Raw genomic sequence first — 17,439 nt, forward strand, 5'->3', positions numbered from 1 at the left:
CGTCCTAGAGCCCGAGATCTGCGGCGAAGGCCGCTTCCTCGAGCCGCTTCTTCACCGTGGTGAGGAAACGTCCCGCATCGGCACCGTCGATCAGCCGGTGATCGTAGGTGAGGGGCAGGTAGGACATCGAACGCACCGCGATCGACTCCGAACCGTCGTCGCCGGTGATGACCACCGGACGTTTGACGATGGCACCGGTCCCGAGCATCGCCGCCTGCGGCGGCACGAGGATCGGGGTGTCGAACAGCGCGCCCTGGCTGCCGATGTTGGTGATGGTGAACGTGCCACCGGCCAACTCGTCGGGCTTGAGGCCGCCGGCGCCCTTGCGTGCGCGGGCCGCGATGTCGGCGATCGCACGGGCGAGACCGGCGATCGACAGGTCGTCGGCGTTGTGGATGACGGGCGACAGCAGACCCTGCTCGGTGTCGACCGCGATCCCGAGATGCACCTTGTCGTAATAGGTGATCTCTTTCTTGTCCTCGTCGATCGACGCGTTGATGTTCGGGTGCGCCTTGAGCGCTTCGACGACAGCCTTCGCGATGAACGGCAAGAACGTGAGATTGACGCCCTCGGACGCCTTGAAGGACTCCTTCGCCTGCTTGCGCAGCGACACGATCCTGGTCATGTCGACCTCGAAGACCTGGGTGAGCTGTGCACTGGTCTGGAGCGACTCACGGGTCTTCTTCGCGGTGATCTGCCGGATGCGGTTGATCTTCTGCGTGGTGCCGCGCAGCGCAGCCAGTTCGGGCTTGACCTCCGGTGCCGCCGACGAGGCAGCAGGTGCCTGCGTGGCGGCCGGCGCCGACGCGACGGGCGCGGCCGTCTCGGCGGGAGCCTTTGCGGCATCGGCAGCGGCCAGCACATCCTGCTTGCGGATGCGGCCGCCGACGCCGGTGCCCTTGATGCTGTTCAGGTCGATGTCGTTCTCCGCAGCGAGCTTTCGGACCAGCGGTGTCACATATGGGGTCGACTCGACAGTCGTGGGCTCGGACTTCGCGGCCGGCTTCTCGGATTTCGCGGCCGGTGCGGGCTCGGGGGTGGACTCAGCCTTCTTTGGCTCGGGCTCGGGCTCGGGCTCTGGTTCTGGCTCCGGCTCTTTCTCGGCTTCCGGCTCCGGGGCGGCCTTCTGGCTGGGGGCGGCCGACGCATCGCCGATCACGGCGAGCTTGCCGCCGACCTCGATGACGTCGTCCTCCTCCGCGACGATCTCGAGCAGTGTGCCCGCGACCGGCGACGGGATCTCGGTGTCGACCTTGTCCGTCGACACCTCGAGCAGTGGCTCGTCGGCGGCCACCTCGTCACCGACGGCCTTGAGCCAGTTGGTGACGGTGCCCTCGGTGACGGACTCACCGAGTTCCGGCATCACCACATCGGTGCCCTCGGCGGAGCCGCCGCCCGACGTCGATTCCGCGGAAGGCTTCTCGGCCGGAGCCTCGGTGTCGGTCGAGGGAGCCTCGGCCGGGGCCGACTCGGCTTCCGGCTCGGCGGGTTCATCGCCACCGCTCGAGTCCGCCGCATCGTCGCCACCGGACTCCTCGCCGGCCTCACCGATGAGCGCGAGCTCTCCGCCGACCTCGACCACGTCGTCCTCGGCGGCGATGATCTTCGTCAGCACACCCGAAGTGGGGGCGGGGATCTCGGTGTCGACCTTGTCGGTGGAAACCTCGAGCAATGGCTCGTCGGCCTCGACGGTGTCGCCCTCCTCCTTCAGCCACCGCGTGACTGTCCCTTCGGTGACACTTTCACCCAGGGCGGGCATCTGGACGGAGAAGGCCATCGTTGTTGACTCCTGAACTCGACGTGTGGTCATTAGGTCTGCGCGCCGCGGTGTGTGCGCCGTCGGTGCACGGAGACGGGCTGTGGCGGGTGAGCCGTCCGTCCCGAATCACCCTACCCGGCGAGCGTCACACGGACCGGCTGTGCCCGAACTTTGGGTGCGCGCCGGGGAGAGCCGACGCTGCTCGACGGTCAGCCCTGGTCGGCGATGTCCTCGAGCACACGGGCGATGGTCCGGACCGGCACGCCGGTGCCGCCCTTGGTGGTGTAACCCCACGGGCCCGAGGTGTTGAACGCCGGGCCCGCGATGTCGATATGGGCCCATGCGACCGACTCGGCGACGAACTCCTTGAGGAACAGTCCCGCCGACAGCATGCCGCCGTTGCGATGGTTGGTGACGTTGGCCAGATCGGCCACGCGCGACTTGAGGTCACCGCGCAGCTCGGCGGGCAGGGGCATGGCCCAACCGTTCTCGCCGACCTCACGCGACAGCGCGGCGACGCGATCACGGAAATCGTCGGTGCCCATGACGCCCGGGGTACGTGCTCCCAGGGCGACCATCTGTGCGCCGGTCAGGGTCGCGGTGTCGATCAGGTAGTCGGGTTCGTCCTCACACGCCCGCACGATCGCGTCGGCCAGGATCAGTCGGCCTTCGGCGTCGGTGTTGAGGACCTCGACGGTGGTGCCGCCGTATTGGGTGAGGACATCGCCCGGTCGCTGGGCGGTCGCCGAGGGCATGTTCTCCGCCATCGGCACGGTGGCCGTGACCGAGACGTCGAGGTCGAGTCGCGCCGCGAGGATGGTGGCCGCGATGACCGCCGCGGCGCCACCCATGTCCGATGTCATGTGGTCCATGTTCGCGGCGGGCTTGATCGAGATGCCGCCGGTGTCGAAGGTGATGCCCTTACCGACCAGCGCCACCTTCTTGGCGTCCTTCTTGCCGGTGTGGACGAGGCGTACCAGCCGCGGTAGACGGGAAGATCCCTTGCCGACGCCGATGATGCCGCCATATCCGGCCTTCTCCAGAGCGGTGTCGTCGAGCACCTCGACCTTGAGGCCGACGGCACCGGCCATCACACGGGCCCGCTCGGCGAACTCTTCGGGATACAGGTGACTGGGCGGTGTGTTCACGAAGTCGCGGGCGATGGCCACCGAATCGGCCACCGCGGCCGCATGCGCGAGCTCTGCCTTGGCCGCCCGGCCCTTGTCCTCGACGAGCAGCGTGATCGTCGTCGGCAGTGATTTCTTTGGCCGTGTCTTGTCCGACCGGAAGGTGTCGAAGCGGTACGCGCCCAGGAAGAACCCTTCGGCGGCGGCGGCCAGGTTCACCGTCGAGAGCGTGGTGGCGGCCTGTGCGTGACCGTCGAGTTCGCGTGCCGCGACACCGGCGGCCTGTCGGACCTGCTCGGCGTCGTCGAGATTGTCGGCGGTGCCCAGTCCGACCGCGACGATGACATCGACGTCGAGGCCTTCGGGGGCCTGGAGCCGCGTGATCTCGCCGTGCGAGCCGGTCGCACCGAGCCGGCGCACGGCCGCACCGACGAACTCGGCCTGCGCGTCGTCGAAGATGCCGTCCCCGATGACCAGGGTGGGCTCGGTGTCGGCACTCTCGCCATCGCCCCTGTCTCGGTGTTGTCGGGTTTGATCAGGCCGATCACCAGGGCCTCGTCGGCCTTGCCGAGGGTGGTCGCCAACTCCAGTTCCGGGCCGCGCACGCGGTCAGTCGTCTCGTTCTTGCTCACGGGACAACTGTGCCACAGGGCCGCGTGGCGCGACGGCGGGCGACGGCGCGTGTGGCGTCGCCGTGATGTCGTCGCGACCCCAGTACCGTTGGTGTCCATGAGTGAACTCCTAGCGGGCCCGATCGCCGACCGCCATCGTGCGCTCGGCGCCACCTTCGCCGCCTTCGGTGGCTGGGACATGCCGGTCTCCTACGCCGGAACCGTTGCCGAGCACACCGCTGTCCGCGAGACGGTGGGTATCTTCGACGTGAGTCACCTCGGCAAGGCCGTCGTCGCCGGCCCCGGGGCCGCCGACCTCGTGAACCGCACGTTGACCAACGACCTCGGCAAGATCGGACCGGGTAAGGCCCAATACACGCTGTGCTGCAACGAATCCGGTGGCGTGATCGATGACCTCATCACGTATCTCGTGAGCGACGACGAGGTGTTCCTGATCCCGAATGCGGCCAACACCGCGAGCGTGGTCGCGCAGTTGTCGGCGGTGGCGCCGGACGGTGTCACCGTGACGGATCTGCATCGTGCATACGGCGTGTTCGCGGTACAGGGCCCCAAGGCTCCCGATGCCCTGGCGCGCCTCGGTCTGCCCACCGACATGGAGTACATGGCGTTCACCGACGCAGATCTGGTCACCGAGGCCGGGGCACTCCCGGTGCGCGTGTGCCGGACCGGCTACACAGGTGAGCGCGGTTTCGAACTCCTGCCCCGGTGGGACGACGCGGGACCCGTGTTCGACGCGCTGTTGTCGGCGGTCACCGAACTCGGCGGTCAACCTGCCGGCCTGGGCGCCCGGGACACGCTGCGGACCGAGATGGGATATGCGCTGCACGGGCACGAACTGAGCACGGAGATCACGCCGGTCCAGGCCCGGTCGGGATGGGCGGTGGGTTGGAAGAAGCCCGAGTTCTTCGGTCGGGAGGCGCTCGTCGCCGAGAAGGCCGCCGGCCCGGCCCGCCGGCTCTACGGACTGAAGGCGGTCGGCCGTGGCGTGCCGCGACCGGACTGTGCGGTGTTGTCCGGGCCCGGCGGCAGGCAGATCGGGACGTGCACGTCGGGGACGTTCTCGCCGACTCTCAAACAGGGCATCGCGCTCGCGCTGCTGGCGACCGACGCCGGCATCGGCGTCGGAGACGAGGTGGTGGTGGATGTGCGCGGACGGGACCTGCCGTGTGAGGTCGTCACGCCGCCGTTCGTCACCCCGCACGTCTGACCTCGGGTCCTGACCGGGCCGACGCTGCGCGGAGGTGCCCGGCGTCCCGACGGTGACGGCGGGCGACAACTCGTTTGCGGTGCGGCGGTACGATTGGCCAATGACCTTGCAGTTCACGCGTACCGAGCATCCCCACCCGGTGTCGGAGAATCGTCGGTCGGAGATTCTCTCCGCCCCGGTTTCGGCAAATTCTTCACCGACAACATGGTGATGGTCGATTACGACGTGGACCGCGGTTGGCACAACGCGCAGGTGCGGCCCTACGCCCCGATCGCGCTCGACCCGTCCGCCATGGTGCTGCATTACGGCCAGGAGGTCTTCGAAGGTCTGAAGGCCTACCGTCAGCCCGATGGCTCGATCGCCGCGTTCCGTCCGGAGGCCAATGGCCTGCGGATGCAGCGTTCCGCCGAGCGCCTGGCGATGCCGCCGCTGCCGGTCGAGGACTTCATCGCGTCACTGCGGGTGCTGCTCGACGCAGACAACGAGTGGGTGCCGGCCGCCGGCGGCGAGGAGGCCCTCTATCTGCGTCCGTTCATGTTCGCCTCGCAGGCCGGTCTGGGAGTCAACGCCCCGTCCGACCAGTACATCTACTCGGTCATCGCGTCGCCGGCCGGAGCGTATTTCTCGGGTGGCATCAAGCCGGTCAGCGTCTGGCTGTCGACCGAGTACGTCCGCGCCGCGCCGGGCGGCACCGGATTCGCCAAATGCGGCGGCAACTACGCTGCCGCCTTCCTCGCGCAGGCGCAGGCCACCCAGCACGGCTGTGATCAGGTGGTTTGGCTCGATGCCGTCGAGCGTCGCTACATCGAGGAGATGGGCGGCATGAATCTGTTCTTCGTCTTCGGGTCCGGCGCCGATGCGCGGCTCGTGACCCCGGAGCTGAGCGGATCGTTGTTGCCCGGTATCACTCGGGAATCCTTGCTGCAGTTGGCAACCGACGCGGGCTTTGCTGTCGAGGAACGCCGGATCACCACCGAGGAACTTCGCAAGGGCGTCGCCTCTGGGGACATCACCGAGGTCTTCGCCTGCGGGACCGCGGCCGTCATCACGCCCGTCGGTCGGGTCAAGGGCGACACCGAGGACTACATGATCGGCGACGGTTCGGCGGGCGAGGTCACCCAGGCGCTACGGGACACGCTCACCGGGATCCAGCGCGGCACCTTCGCCGACACACACGGCTGGATGACCGAGCTCTACCGCCGCTAGGCCCGGGCGGCCGGGACATGTTCAGACGAGCAGGCCGACCACCGAGAACGTCACACCGAGTTCGATGCCGGCACCCAGGATGTCGCCGCTGGCACCGCCGATCCGACGGGCACAGTGCCGCGTGAACCACCATCCGAACCCGGTCACCACGGCGACGACGATCACCGACTGGACGGCCTGCACAGCGGAGAAGTCGTCGATACCCCATCCGGTGGCGAGCGCGGCGACGGTTGCGATCCCGGCCCACACCACGATGGACGTGCGCTGACTGTCTGCGACGAGTGCACCGAAACCTTCGGGATGCGCGGCGGGCAGCCCGCGCCGGGCACCGACCACGGCGACCAGCCGGCCGAGCGCGACGGCGAAACCGATGTCATACCAACGGTGTTCACCGACCAGCGCACCGAGTCCGATGGACTGGATGAGCATCACCGCGACGATGGTGGCCACTCCGAACGGACCCGCCGAACCGCTGCGCATCACCTCGGCGACCCTCTCGGGTGGTCCATAACAGCCGAGCCCGTCTGCGGTGTCGGCCAGACCGTCCAGGTGCATTCCGCGCGTGAGCAGCGCCAGCACGACCACCACCACCGCGCCGATGAGTGTGGCGGGTAGGTCGGTGAGCGACAAGAGCGCCGCAACCCCGGCGGCCAGTGCGCCGAGGACCGCGCCCACCGCGGGGACCGCGCTCATCACCGCGGCACCGACACGGCGGTCCATGGCCACGCGCGGCTGGGGGAGCGGGAGTACGGTCAGCCAGCTGAGCGCGATGTGCGCGGCGCGTAGCGGAGAGTGCATCGACGCGCGTCGGTCAGGACCTGTCGGCGGCCAGTGCGCCGGCGGGTTCATCCTTGTCGCTGACGCCTGCTTCGGCGAACGTCGCCATCGTCGTGAGGATGTCCACCGACGACGCGACGATCGGCAGTGCGGCGAGCGCGCCGCTGCCCTCACCGAGTCGCATCGAGAGGTCGAGCACCGGTTCGAGGTCGAGATGGGCCAGCGCGACGGTGTGCGCGGGCTCGACCGAGCGATGGCCCGCGAGCCACCAGCGCGAAGCGCCCGGCGCGAGTTCGTTGGCGACCATCGCGGCAGCCGTGACGACCATCCCATCCAGGATCACGGGCGTGCGGCGCACGGCCGCCTGCGCGAGGAACCCGGCGAGCGCGGTGAGGTCGGCGCCCGCGACGGTGGCGAGCAGCGAGAGCGGATCATGGACGTGTTTTCGTGCCCGACGCATGCCGTCGCGGATCGCGGCGGTCTTGCGGATCCACCCGGCATCGTCGATACCGGTTCCGCGCCCGACGATCTCGACGGGCTCGCGCCGCGTGAGCGTACCGATCAGCACCGTTGCCGGCGTGGTGTTCCCGATACCCATCTCGCCGCCGATGAGCAGGTCCGCGCCGGAGTCGACGAGCTCGTCGGCGATCGCGCGGCCGGCCGCGAGCGCCTCCCGGGCCTCGGCGAGGGTCAGGGCATCGGTGGTCCGTAGGTCGCCGCTGCTACGCCGGACCTTGTAGCGGGAGACCTCGGGGGCGGTGTCGGCATCGACGGACATGTCGAAGACCCGCACGGTGGCCCCGGCGCGCTGCGCGAGCACGTTGACGGCCGCACCGCCCGACGCGATGTTGGCCACCATCTGGGCGGTCACCTCGGACGGGAATGCCGACACCCCCGACTTGGCGACACCATGATCACCGGCGAACACGACCACCGACGGCGCCGTCAGTTGCCGTGGGGGACAGGCGCCCTGGCATGCCGCGAGCCATACCCCGATGTCCTCGAGCCGTCCGAGCGACCCGGGGGGTTTGGTCAGCTCGAGATGGCGCGCACGTGCGTCGGTGGCCGTGGCGGTGTCCGGCGGCACGACCGGCGGGAAGTTCTCCGCGTCGGTCGGGTCCACCGGTGGGTGCGCGGTCGGGGCCGGGGTGGCTGTCGACGGCGGCGGGGGAGGTGTCACCGGAGACGCCTCTGGCGCCGGGGACGCGGAATCGGTTTCGGCCGGGACAGGAGTGGTCGACGGCGGTTCTTCGGGTGACGTGACCGGCGCCGGGAGGTCGAGGACACGTCCGGCGACGGTCAGGACGACACGGTCGCAGACGGCGGCGACGGCTTCGTTGAGCGCGCCCAACTCGTCTTGAAAACGGCGGCCTGCGGGCGTGGGTGGGACCACCGACAGACCGACCTCGGGGCTGATGATCACCAGTTCGCCGGTGAAACCCGATATGGCAGAACACATTTCGGATCGAATCGCGGCGAGATCGACGGGCTCGTCGCCCCACCCCCCGACCGCGTCGAGTTGGGCGGCGAGCCAGTTGCCCAGGTCGTCGAGCAACGTCGGGGTCGAATCCGCTCGCAGTGCGGCGGCCACATCGATCGTCTCGACCGTGGTGTACCGCTCGTCGCGACGAGCCCGATGGGCCGCGAGACGGGCCACCCACTCGGCGTCCGACGAGGTCGTCGGGCCGGTGGCCAGGTACCGCACCGACGGATGGCCGAGCAGCAGTGCTTCCCCATGGCCGGATTTACCCGACCGCACCCCGCCGAGGATCAGTGTGCGGGTCCCCGAGATCCCATGCGGGTCAGACCTCGTCGCCCGGGGACACCTGCGGCTTCGGGGCACGCATCATGCGGAGCTGCATGGCGCGGGTGAAGGCGTACCAGCCCAGACGGAAGCCGGTCTGCGACGAATCGACGTCCGGGAATCGCTCGCGCACACGGCGATTCACCAGACGACCGAGGATGAATGCGTCGATCGCCATGAAGACGACGAACACCAGGAGCAGCATGTTGGCGAACACGGCGATCTGGGGCACGAACATCACCACGATCAGGACGATCGCGAACGGCATGAACAGACCGGCGAAGTTGCGGCGCGAGTCGACGAGGTCGCGGGTGAACCGCTTGGCCGGTCCCTTGTCCCTCGGCATCAGATAGCGCTCGTCGCCCGCCATCATCTTCTCGCGCTGCTCGGTGCGCTGGGAGCGACGGTCGTCGGAGAGCTTGCGCTTCTCCTCGCGCGACATGCTCGACTTCATCGCCTTCTTGCGTGCGCGCGCCTCGGCCCTCGTGGTCGGCGGGGGTGCGACCGGGCCGCGGCGGCGGCCCTCGGCCTCTCGTCGGGACGGCGTCGCGCGGCCCTTGGCTGCCGTGTACGCGGTGCCCTTGGAGCCGTTGTTCGCACCGGCGGACGACTCGTCATCGGCGGCGATGGACACCTCGGTGTCGGCGCTCTGCGCGATCGAGTCGTCATCTGACTTCCATGGCAACTTCACACCTTCGAGCCTAGGTGATTCCGCGCTGCCGAGGTTCTCCGACCTCCCTATACTTCGCCCATGGGACGAGCGCGCTGCCGGCGGGTGAGGGGTCGGTGAGGCCGACATGCAGATCCTGATCGCGCCGGATTCGTTCGGCGACACGCTCTCCGCGGTGGCCGCGGCCGAGGCGATCGCGCGCGGCTGGTCTGCTGCGCGCCCGGCCGACGTGATGCGGCGGGCACCGCAGTCAGATGGCGGTCCCGGGTTCGTCGATGTCCTGGCCTCGAGGTTCGGGTCGGTGCGTACCGCGGACGTCCCCGGCCCACTCGGTGCATCGGTGACCGCCTCCTGGCTCCTTGATGCCCGCGATGCCACCCCGGTGGCGTACATCGAGTGCGCGCAAGCATGCGGGCTGCACCAGCTCGGTGGCCGGCCGACCGCCCGCACGGCGCTGGCGGCCGACACCACGGGCGTCGGGCTCCTCGTCGCGGAGGCCCTGGCGGCGGGTGCGGGCAGGATCGTCGTCGGCCTCGGCGGGTCCGCGACCAGCGACGGTGGTCGCGGCCTGATCGATGCCCTGGGTGGCCCTCGCGAGGCCGCCGGACGTCTCGACGGCATCGAGCTGGTGGCGGCCTCCGATGTGGAGAACCCCCTGCTCGGCGACCACGGCGCCGTCGCGGTGTTCGGCCCACAGAAGGGCGCCGATCCGGCCACCGTGCTGCGATTGGAAGAACGGATGACACAGTGGTCGCTGGTGCTGGCCGATATCGCCGGCCGAGACGTCTCGGGTGAGACGGGCGCAGGTGCCGCGGGCGGACTCGGTGCGGCGCTGCTGGCCCTGGGGGGTACCCGGGTCTCGGGGGCAACCGTCGTCGCTGCAGCGACCGGCCGCGACGCCGACGTGGCTTCGTCCCAGCTGGTGATCACCGGTGAGGGCAAGTTCGACACGCAGACCTTGCGGGGCAAGGTCGTCGCCGCTCTCACCGCATCGGCGTCCGGCGCCGGTGTCCCGGTGCTCGTCTTGGCCGGTCAGGTCGCGCTGCCCCCGAGGAGATCGCCGCGGCCGGGATCGCCGCCGCGTACGCGATCGTCGACGTGGCGGGGTCGGTCGAGCTCGCGATGACCGATGCGCCCGATCAGCTGTCGCGGTTGGCCGAGCAGGTGGCGGCGGGATGGGCACGTGCCGAGGTGGCGACAGACGCCCGCGGGACGGGCGCGGATCGGCAGGAATAGACCAGGACGGGGTACCGTTGAGATGAGCACGTGGCCGAATCGGCGTGCCGCCGGTCTATGGACGCGGCTGCCGAGGAGATCCCGACCCGAGACACACAGGAGCATCGATGACCGTTCAGAACGAATCCGGAACCGCCACCACCACCGGTGTGATTCTGTCCGACGCGGCTGCCACCAAAGCGAAGGCGCTGCTCGAGCAGGAGGGACGCGACGACCTGTCGTTGCGGATCGCGGTTCAGCCCGGCGGTTGCGCGGGCCTGCGCTACCAGCTGTTCTTCGACGACCGGAGCCTCGACGGTGACCTCACCGATGATTTCGGCGGCGTCACCCTTGCGGTGGACCGGATGAGCGCTCCCTACGTCGGCGGCGCGACCATCGACTTCGTGGACACCATCGAGAAGCAGGGTTTCACCATCGACAACCCGAACGCCACGGGCAGCTGTGCCTGCGGCGACTCGTTCAACTGAGTCCAGACCCTCACGACACTGACCGTATCCCCGTTCCGGGGGTGCGGTCAGTGTCGTCTCGGTGACGTGAGTAGCGTGGATTGCTGTCCAGCTCCCGAAAACCGAAGGGCATCCGCACGTGGCAATCGTTGTCTGTGGCTCCATCGCAACCGACCATCTGATGACCTTCCCCGGGAAGTTCTCCGAACAGCTGCTCGGTGATCATCTCGAGCACATCTCGCTGAGTTTCCTCGTCGAGGACCTGGTGGTCCGGCGCGGTGGCGTCGGCGGCAACATCTGTTACGCGATGGGTGAGCTGGGTGGCACCCCTGCGCTCGTCGGCGCCGTCGGCGCCGACTTCGACGACTATCGCCGCTGGCTGGAGGCTCACGGCGTGGATTGTCGAGCTGTCCGGGTCTCCGACAGCAAGCACACCGCACGGTTCATGTGCACCACCGACCAGACGATGGCGCAGCTCGCGACGTTCTATGCCGGTGCCATGAGCGAGGCACGTGAGATCGCGCTGTCCGATGTGGTGGAGCAGGTCGGCACCCCGGAGTTGGTACTCGTCGGGGCCGACGATCCGGACGCGATGGTCCGGCACACCGACGAATGCCGGGCACTGGGCATCCCGTTCGCTGCGGATCCGTCCCAGCAGCTCGCACGTCTCGACGGTGAGCAGGCCCGTGCACTCATCGACGGCGCCGCCTACCTGTTCACCAACGAATACGAGTGGGGTCTGCTTCGCCAGAAGACCGGCCTCTCCGAGGCGCAGGTCGCGGACATGGTGGGCGTCCGGGTCACCACGCTCGGCAAAGACGGCGTCGAGATCGTCGCCAAGGACGGCACCAGGACCCACGTCGGCGTGGTCCCGGAGACCGAGAAGGTCGACCCGACGGGCGTCGGGGACGGCTTCCGCGCGGGCTTCCTCACCGCACTCGGCAAGGGACTCGACTTCGAACGGGCCGCACAGGTCGGGTCGATGGTCGCGGTGCTGATCCTCGAGACCGTCTCCACGCAGGACTGGTCGTGGGACCGTGACCTGGCCCTCAAGCGACTCGCCGACGCCTATGGCGACGCGGCATCCGCGGAGATCGCCGCGCACCTCTGACGCTGGGGCCCATCGTCGGCGGATGGGCGAGGGTGTGGCCTCTACAGCCGGACGGGGTAGTGGTGATCGGTGATGGACGGCTCGATCGACTTCTCGACGAAGATCCCGTGCCACACCATGAACATCAGCAACGTCCACAGTCGACGACTGTTGTCGACCACGCCGTCGCGATGCTCGTTCAGCATCGCGGTCACCGCTTCCTTGTTCAGGATGTGATCGGTCTGCGAGTGCTCGATCGTCTCGTGAGCCCAGTCGTACATCTCGGTGCCGGCCAGCCAGTGTCGGATCGGAACCGGGAAGCCGAGTTTCTTGCGGTGCAGGACATGAGCCGGGACGATCTGCTCGAGCGCTTTTCGCAGCGCGTACTTGGTGGTGCCGTGCGATATCTTCTCGTCGAACGGCAGGGTCTCGGCGATCCGGAAGACCTCGGGATCGAGGAACGGGACGCGCAGTTCCAGGGAGTTGGCCATCGTCATCTTGTCGGCCTTCACCAGGATGTCGCCGCGTAGCCAGGTGAACAGGTCGATGTGCTGCATCCGGGCGACCGGGTCCAGCCCTTCCGACATCGCGTAGATCGGTGCCGTGACGTCGGTGTGTGTCCACTCCGGACGGTAGTCGCGCAGCACGGCACGCAGCCGCGCGTCGTCGAAGCTGCGTGCATTGCCGTAGTAGCGCTCTTCCAGGGTCAACGAACCCCGGTGCAACAGGCTCTTGCCGCGGGTGCCCTCGGGGATTCGGTCGGAAACGCGCCCTGCGAGGCGTCGGAGGGTGGTCGGCAACCGGTCGAATGCGCCGAGCGACAGCGGCTCCTTGTAGATCGTGTAGCCGCCGAACAGCTCGTCGGCGCCCTCGCCGGACAGCACCACCTTCACATGCTTGCGGGCCTCGGCGGCCACGAAGTACAGGGGGACCAGCGCCGGGTCGGCCACCGGATCATCCAGGTACCAGACGATCTCCGGGATCGCGTCGATGAACTCGCGCGGACTCACCACCTTGACGATGTGGCGGGCCCCGATCGCCTCGGCGGATTCGACGGCGACGTCGACCTCGGAGTATCCATCGCGCTCGAAACCGGTGGTGAAGGTGATGAGGTCGGGATTGTGCCGGATCGCCAGCGCAGCGATCGCCGTCGAGTCGATGCCGCCGGACAGGAACGAGCCGACCGTCACGTCGGCCCGCATGTGCTTGGCCACCGAGTCCGACAACACATCGGCGATCTCGTCGTATCGCTTCTGGCGCGTGGCGTCGGTTACCGGCTTGACGCCGAATCGCGGGGTGAAATAGCGCTGCACCTGGGGTGCCTGACCGGCCCGCAACGTTGCGTGACAGCCCGACTCCAGGCGACGGATCGCAGCGTGCAGGGTCTCCGGCTCGGGAACGTATTGCAGCACCGTGTAGTGCTCGATCGCCCGCGAATCGAGTTCCTCGTCGAGACCGAGACGGCCGATCAGTTCCAGCAGACTCTTCTTCTCGCTGCCGAAGGCGGTACCGCCCGGGCCGGTCGCGATGAACAACGGCTTGATCCCGAAGGGGTCGCGCGCGAGGAACAGCGAACCCTCGACCGTGTCCCAGATGGCGAACGCGAACATTCCGCGAAGTCGCCGCACCGAGTCCGGTCCCCAGTGGTGGAACGCTGCGACGATCGCCTCACCGTCGCCTTCGGTGGCGAATCGGGCGTCCACCTCGCGGCGCAACTCCTCGCGGATCTCCAGGTAGTTGTAGATCTCGCCGTTGAACACCATCGCGTAGCGGTCCGGCTGGTCCGGGGGACCCCACCGCAGCGGCTGGTGCGAATGCTCGATGTCGATGATCGACAGCCGGTTGAAACCCAGCACCAGATCGTCGTCGTGCCAGGTGCCCGGCTCATCGGGGCCACGATGACGCATGCAGTGGGATGCGGTGGACACCAGGTCGACGGCGTCGGCCGCCGATCCGTCCGAGGTCAACAGACCGAGCAAACCACACACCAGAAAGGCCTCACTTATCGACGACTACACGTGCTCCCGACGCGTCGAGTATGCCTGAGAACGGGTGATGACAACGCGCGCGGGCGGTCTCGACGCACGTAGGTAAACCCCAATCACGAAAGGTTCGCCGTGTTGGTCTACGCTGCGTAGTACTAGGTGCGAGAATCGCTGTAGTGCTGGGTGTGAGTACTCCCGGTGCAGGCGAGGGCAGCCCTGTGCGGGTCATGTGGCATGGCAACTCGGTCGGCACGACGTGCCGGAACCGAGCGAGCGGGAAGGCGTGAAATTGGCACACGGTGGACGGCCGCGGGCGAAAGAAGCCCGATCCGCATCGCGAACGATCAAACAGATCGGGGCAGTCGTCGCACTCGGTATCGGTGCGCTGCTCATGTCGGGCTGCGACGCCCGAACCGCGATGCGATTCGGTTGGCCGGCGGGAATCACCCCCGAGGCCAAGAAGATGGGCGATCTGTGGACCTGGTCGGTCATCGCAGCGCTCGTCATGGGAATCATCGTCTGGGGCCTGATCTTCTGGACCATCACCTTTCACCGGCACAAGGCCGGCAAGGATGAGTTCCCCCGGCAGACGGCGTACAACGTTCCTCTGGAACTCGGCTATACGGCCGTTCCGTTCGTGATCATCGCGGTGCTGTTCTACTTCACCGTGGTCGTCCAGAACGACGTCGAGAAGAAGACCTCTGATCCCAAGGTCGTCGTCGATGTGACGGCATTCCAGTGGAATTGGAAGTTCGGTTACCGTGACGTCTCCTTCACCGACGGCAGCACGTACAACGGCTTCGAGCGCGCGGCGAGTCCTTTCGAACTCCAGACCCGCAACATGCGTACCGAGCACGGTGAAGAGCACCCGATCGAGGGCCCGGCAGGCGGTCGCGACGACGACATCCGCGACTACCTGAAGTTCAACAAGATCGAGACCGTCGGGTCGTCGACCGAGATCCCGATTCTGGTACTGCCCACGGGAAAGCGCATCGAGTTCGAGATCGCGTCGGCCGACGTCATCCACTCGTTCTGGGTGCCGGAGTTCCTCTTCAAGCGCGACGTCATGCCGTTCCCGAAGCAGAACCACAGCGACAGCGTGTTCCAGATCCAGAGCATCGATCGTTCCGGCGCATTCGTCGGCCGGTGCGCGGAGATGTGCGGTACGTATCACTCGATGATGAACTTCGAGGTCCGCGCCGTCAGCCCGCAGAAGTTCGACGCGTACATCCTGTACCGCGAGCAGAACCCGACCGCGACCAACGCTCAGGCTCTCGAGTCGATCTGTGAGGTGCCGAAGTCGGTCACGACGGTTCCGTTCAACACGCGTCGCGCGACGAACGGCGACACTCCCAAGGAACTGGGTGACGCCTCCAATACGTCCCTGCAGGGCTGCACAGTGGGAGCCAACGGATGAAAATCGAAGCCAGGATCTTCGAGCTGCTGACCGGATTCTTCTTCATCGCCGGCATCGCCTACACGATCTGTACGGCGTTCTCCAGCAAAGGTGTGGAGTGGGCGGGTGTGACCGCCATGTTCTTCACCGGTGGGCTGACCCTGATCGCCGGGACGTACTTCAGGTTCGTCGCGCGCCGCGTAGAGATCCGTCCCGAGGATTATGAGGATGCCGAGATCGAGGATGGTGCAGGAGAGCTCGGCTTCTTCAGCCCGCACTCCTGGTGGCCGCTGCTGCTCGCGTCCGGCGCGGCGATGTTCGCCATCGGGTTCGCGACGGGCAACTTCTGGTTCGCCATCTTCGCCGCGGTCGTGATCATCGGTACCGCTGCTGGTCTGGTGTTCGAGTACCACGTGGGTCCGGAGAAGCACTGACGACACTCTTCTCACGCAATCGGCCACATCCTCCGGCGGGGGATGTGGCCGATTGCGTGAGCGAGGGCTCATGGACTCAGTCGGTTGGTCAGTCACGCTGCCGTGGTGCGTAGACGGACAGGGCACGATAAGCGACCCGGAAGGTGGCTTCCTCGACTGACTCGCCGATCTCGCCGTCGTGCGCGACGACGACCGGTCCGTCGACCGCCGAGAACGAGAACTCGGGGACCTGGATCTCATGGAAGAGCGGGGACCGCTCGAGACGGCCGGCCATCAACGAACCGAGCAGACGCAGTACCGCGAATCGATGACCCACCTCGAGGATGCGCACATCGAGCAGACCGTCGTCGAGTCGTACACGTCGTGACGGGGCGAAACCGGACGGCTGATAGAGCGAGTTGCCCAGCAGGAACAGCGACGTCTCGATCACCGTGCCGTCGACGCGGATCCGCACCGGGCGCGTATGTCTCAACGTCGCGGTGAGTGCGACCGCGGTGGCGAGAGGCCGACTCAATTTGTGCTGCAGCCGACGACGAGTACGTACGAAATGCGGATAGGCACCGATGCTCGCCGTGTTCAGGATGACATGGGTGTCGTTGAGCAGCGCCACGTCGACCCGCATCAGGTCGCCTGCCGCCAATGCGGCCACGGTGTCGGCGACTGTCGTGATGCAGAGGTCCTTCGCGAAATGGTTGTAGGTGCCGGCCGGGAACACGGCCAGGGGCAGCCCGGTGTCGAGCGCGACGCACGCCGCCGTGGCGACGGTGCCGTCACCACCACCGACGGCGAGGACCTCGGCGCGACCAGCCGCATCACGCAGGACCGCCTCGACGTCGTCGTCGGGCCGGAGCTCGACGATCTCCGCGTCGGGGAGCTCGGCGCGCATCGTGTCGACCACCTGCCGCCCGCTGCCCGACCCCGAGGCGGGATTGACGACCGCGACCACTCCGGCACCGCGAGGGCGTGGGGGAGCGAGGTCGCGACTGGCTGCCGGTACGGCGACGCTGTGCTCGGTGATCGGCGGGACGAGACGTGCGCCGATCACGGCGATGGACGCGCCGATGCCGAATCCGGCCAGGACGTCACCGGGATAGTGGGCACCGGTCGCCACCCGCGACAGACCGACCAGACCGGCCAGGCCACCGAGGACGAGTCCGGTGGGTCCGTGCTCGATGCCGGTCCCGAGTGCGAACGCGGCCGCGCTGGCGGAGTGACCGGACGGCAACGAATTCGAGGTGGGTAGCCGGGTTCCGCGCCGTGCCAAGGGGACCGTCGTCGGTATCGGACGGGGCCGGTTACGGACCCGCTTGGCGACTTGGTTGGTGAGCAGGCTGGTGACCGCGAGCGTGGCGACACCGCGCGCCGCGGCCCGCTGCGCGGCCGGACGGCCACTGAGCGCCATTCCGCCGGCGATGGCCAACCACAGCGTGGAATGATCGGCTGCCCGCGACAGTGGCCGCATCGTGGCGTCAAGGGCCGGAGAATCCGACCGTGCCACGGTCTCGAAGACTTCCGCGTCGAGGGTGCCCAGTCCACGGGTGATCTGTCGTAAACCCGAAGAGTCCCAGCGGAATCGGGAATGGGGTCGTGATCGTCGAGGTGATCTCATCATCTCGATCCTAGCCATGTCACGACGAGGGCCGCGGACAGACGGATCGGCCGCCGTCGCA

11 protein-coding genes and 3 pseudogenes are annotated in these 17,439 nt (G+C 67.8%); 7 read left to right on the forward strand and 7 right to left on the reverse strand.

Going from position 1 to position 17,439, the window contains the following annotated elements:
- Window positions 1–4 precede the first annotated feature (4 nt).
- Window positions 5–1,777 carry a 2-oxoglutarate dehydrogenase, E2 component, dihydrolipoamide succinyltransferase gene (gene sucB, locus GTV32_RS01955; RefSeq protein WP_161058722.1) on the reverse strand — a complete coding sequence of 591 codons (1,773 nt, stop codon included), beginning with the start codon at window positions 1,775–1,777 and terminating at the stop codon, window positions 5–7.
- Between the two features lie 191 nt (window positions 1,778–1,968).
- Window positions 1,969–3,518 (reverse strand): annotated as a pseudogene (locus GTV32_RS01960) (leucyl aminopeptidase).
- Window positions 3,519–3,615: 97 nt separating this feature from the next.
- Between GTV32_RS01960 and gcvT the strand changes: the two are divergent.
- Both gcvT and GTV32_RS01970 read left to right on the forward strand, forming a co-directional pair.
- Window positions 3,616–4,725: a glycine cleavage system aminomethyltransferase GcvT gene (gcvT, locus tag GTV32_RS01965; protein ID WP_161058723.1), complete on the forward strand. Its 1,110-nt coding sequence runs from the start codon at window positions 3,616–3,618 to the stop codon at window positions 4,723–4,725.
- Window positions 4,726–4,825: 100 nt separating this feature from the next.
- Window positions 4,826–5,931: pseudogene (locus tag GTV32_RS01970) on the forward strand (branched-chain amino acid aminotransferase).
- A 21-nt stretch (window positions 5,932–5,952) separates the two neighbouring features.
- On the opposite strand, the gene GTV32_RS01975 reads toward GTV32_RS01970, so the two are convergent.
- From GTV32_RS01975 to GTV32_RS01985, 3 genes are read right to left on the reverse strand one after another with little or no spacing between them, the layout of a single operon-like run.
- The gene (locus GTV32_RS01975; RefSeq protein WP_161058724.1) at window positions 5,953–6,729 is read right to left on the reverse strand and encodes an adenosylcobinamide-GDP ribazoletransferase; all 777 of its coding nucleotides are present in this window, start codon (window positions 6,727–6,729) and stop codon (window positions 5,953–5,955) included.
- A 13-nt stretch (window positions 6,730–6,742) separates the two neighbouring features.
- Window positions 6,743–8,500, reverse strand: coding sequence for a nicotinate-nucleotide--dimethylbenzimidazole phosphoribosyltransferase (gene cobT / locus GTV32_RS01980; RefSeq protein WP_161062282.1), 1,758 nt, complete (start codon window positions 8,498–8,500; stop codon window positions 6,743–6,745).
- Window positions 8,501–8,510: 10 nt separating this feature from the next.
- Complete coding sequence (locus tag GTV32_RS01985; RefSeq protein WP_343287426.1) at window positions 8,511–9,146, reverse strand: DUF3043 domain-containing protein; 636 nt, start codon at window positions 9,144–9,146, stop codon at window positions 8,511–8,513.
- 163 nt (window positions 9,147–9,309) lie between these two features.
- On the opposite strand from GTV32_RS01985, the pseudogene GTV32_RS01990 reads away from it, so the two are divergent.
- From GTV32_RS01990 to GTV32_RS02000, 3 genes and pseudogenes are all read left to right on the forward strand, one after another.
- Window positions 9,310–10,418 (forward strand): annotated as a pseudogene (locus tag GTV32_RS01990) (glycerate kinase).
- Window positions 10,419–10,525: 107 nt separating this feature from the next.
- The gene (locus tag GTV32_RS01995) at window positions 10,526–10,885 is read left to right on the forward strand and encodes an iron-sulfur cluster assembly accessory protein (RefSeq protein ID WP_161058726.1); all 360 of its coding nucleotides are present in this window, start codon (window positions 10,526–10,528) and stop codon (window positions 10,883–10,885) included.
- Window positions 10,886–11,003: 118 nt separating this feature from the next.
- The gene (locus tag GTV32_RS02000; protein WP_343287180.1) at window positions 11,004–11,975 is read left to right on the forward strand and encodes a carbohydrate kinase family protein; all 972 of its coding nucleotides are present in this window, start codon (window positions 11,004–11,006) and stop codon (window positions 11,973–11,975) included.
- Window positions 11,976–12,016: 41 nt separating this feature from the next.
- Here GTV32_RS02000 and asnB read toward each other — a convergent pair whose 3' ends face one another.
- On the reverse strand, window positions 12,017–13,942 hold the full coding sequence (gene asnB / locus GTV32_RS02005; RefSeq protein ID WP_161058728.1) for an asparagine synthase (glutamine-hydrolyzing): 1,926 nt from the start codon (window positions 13,940–13,942) through the stop codon (window positions 12,017–12,019).
- Window positions 13,943–14,282: 340 nt separating this feature from the next.
- On the opposite strand from asnB, the gene GTV32_RS02010 reads away from it, so the two are divergent.
- Complete coding sequence (locus tag GTV32_RS02010; protein ID WP_161062283.1) at window positions 14,283–15,356, forward strand: cytochrome c oxidase subunit II; 1,074 nt, start codon at window positions 14,283–14,285, stop codon at window positions 15,354–15,356.
- Complete coding sequence (locus GTV32_RS02015; RefSeq protein WP_161058729.1) at window positions 15,353–15,769, forward strand: cytochrome c oxidase subunit 4; 417 nt, start codon at window positions 15,353–15,355, stop codon at window positions 15,767–15,769. The genes GTV32_RS02010 and GTV32_RS02015 overlap by 4 nt, the downstream gene beginning before the upstream one ends.
- An 88-nt stretch (window positions 15,770–15,857) precedes the next feature.
- Here GTV32_RS02015 and GTV32_RS02020 read toward each other — a convergent pair whose 3' ends face one another.
- A complete protein-coding gene (locus GTV32_RS02020) occupies window positions 15,858–17,378 on the reverse strand; it encodes a bifunctional phosphatase PAP2/diacylglycerol kinase family protein (RefSeq protein ID WP_161058730.1) in 1,521 nt (506 codons plus the stop codon).
- Window positions 17,379–17,439 lie beyond the last annotated feature (61 nt).

The sequence above is a fragment of the Gordonia sp. SID5947 genome, assembly GCF_009862785.1.
Classification (GTDB): Bacteria; Actinomycetota; Actinomycetes; order Mycobacteriales; family Mycobacteriaceae; genus Gordonia.

Excerpts from the sequence above, each read along its gene's own strand:
- sucB (WP_161058722.1), bottom strand. The coding sequence starts at position 1,777 with ATGGCCTTCTCCGTCCAGATGCCCGCCCTGGGTGAAAGTGTCACCGAA.
- gcvT (WP_161058723.1), top strand. The coding sequence starts at position 3,616 with ATGAGTGAACTCCTAGCGGGCCCGATCGCCGACCGCCATCGTGCGCTC.
- GTV32_RS01975 (WP_161058724.1), bottom strand. The coding sequence starts at position 6,729 with ATGCACTCTCCGCTACGCGCCGCGCACATCGCGCTCAGCTGGCTGACC.
- GTV32_RS01995 (WP_161058726.1), top strand. The coding sequence starts at position 10,526 with ATGACCGTTCAGAACGAATCCGGAACCGCCACCACCACCGGTGTGATT.
- GTV32_RS02015 (WP_161058729.1), top strand. The coding sequence starts at position 15,353 with ATGAAAATCGAAGCCAGGATCTTCGAGCTGCTGACCGGATTCTTCTTC.
- GTV32_RS02020 (WP_161058730.1), bottom strand. The coding sequence starts at position 17,378 with ATGAGATCACCTCGACGATCACGACCCCATTCCCGATTCCGCTGGGAC.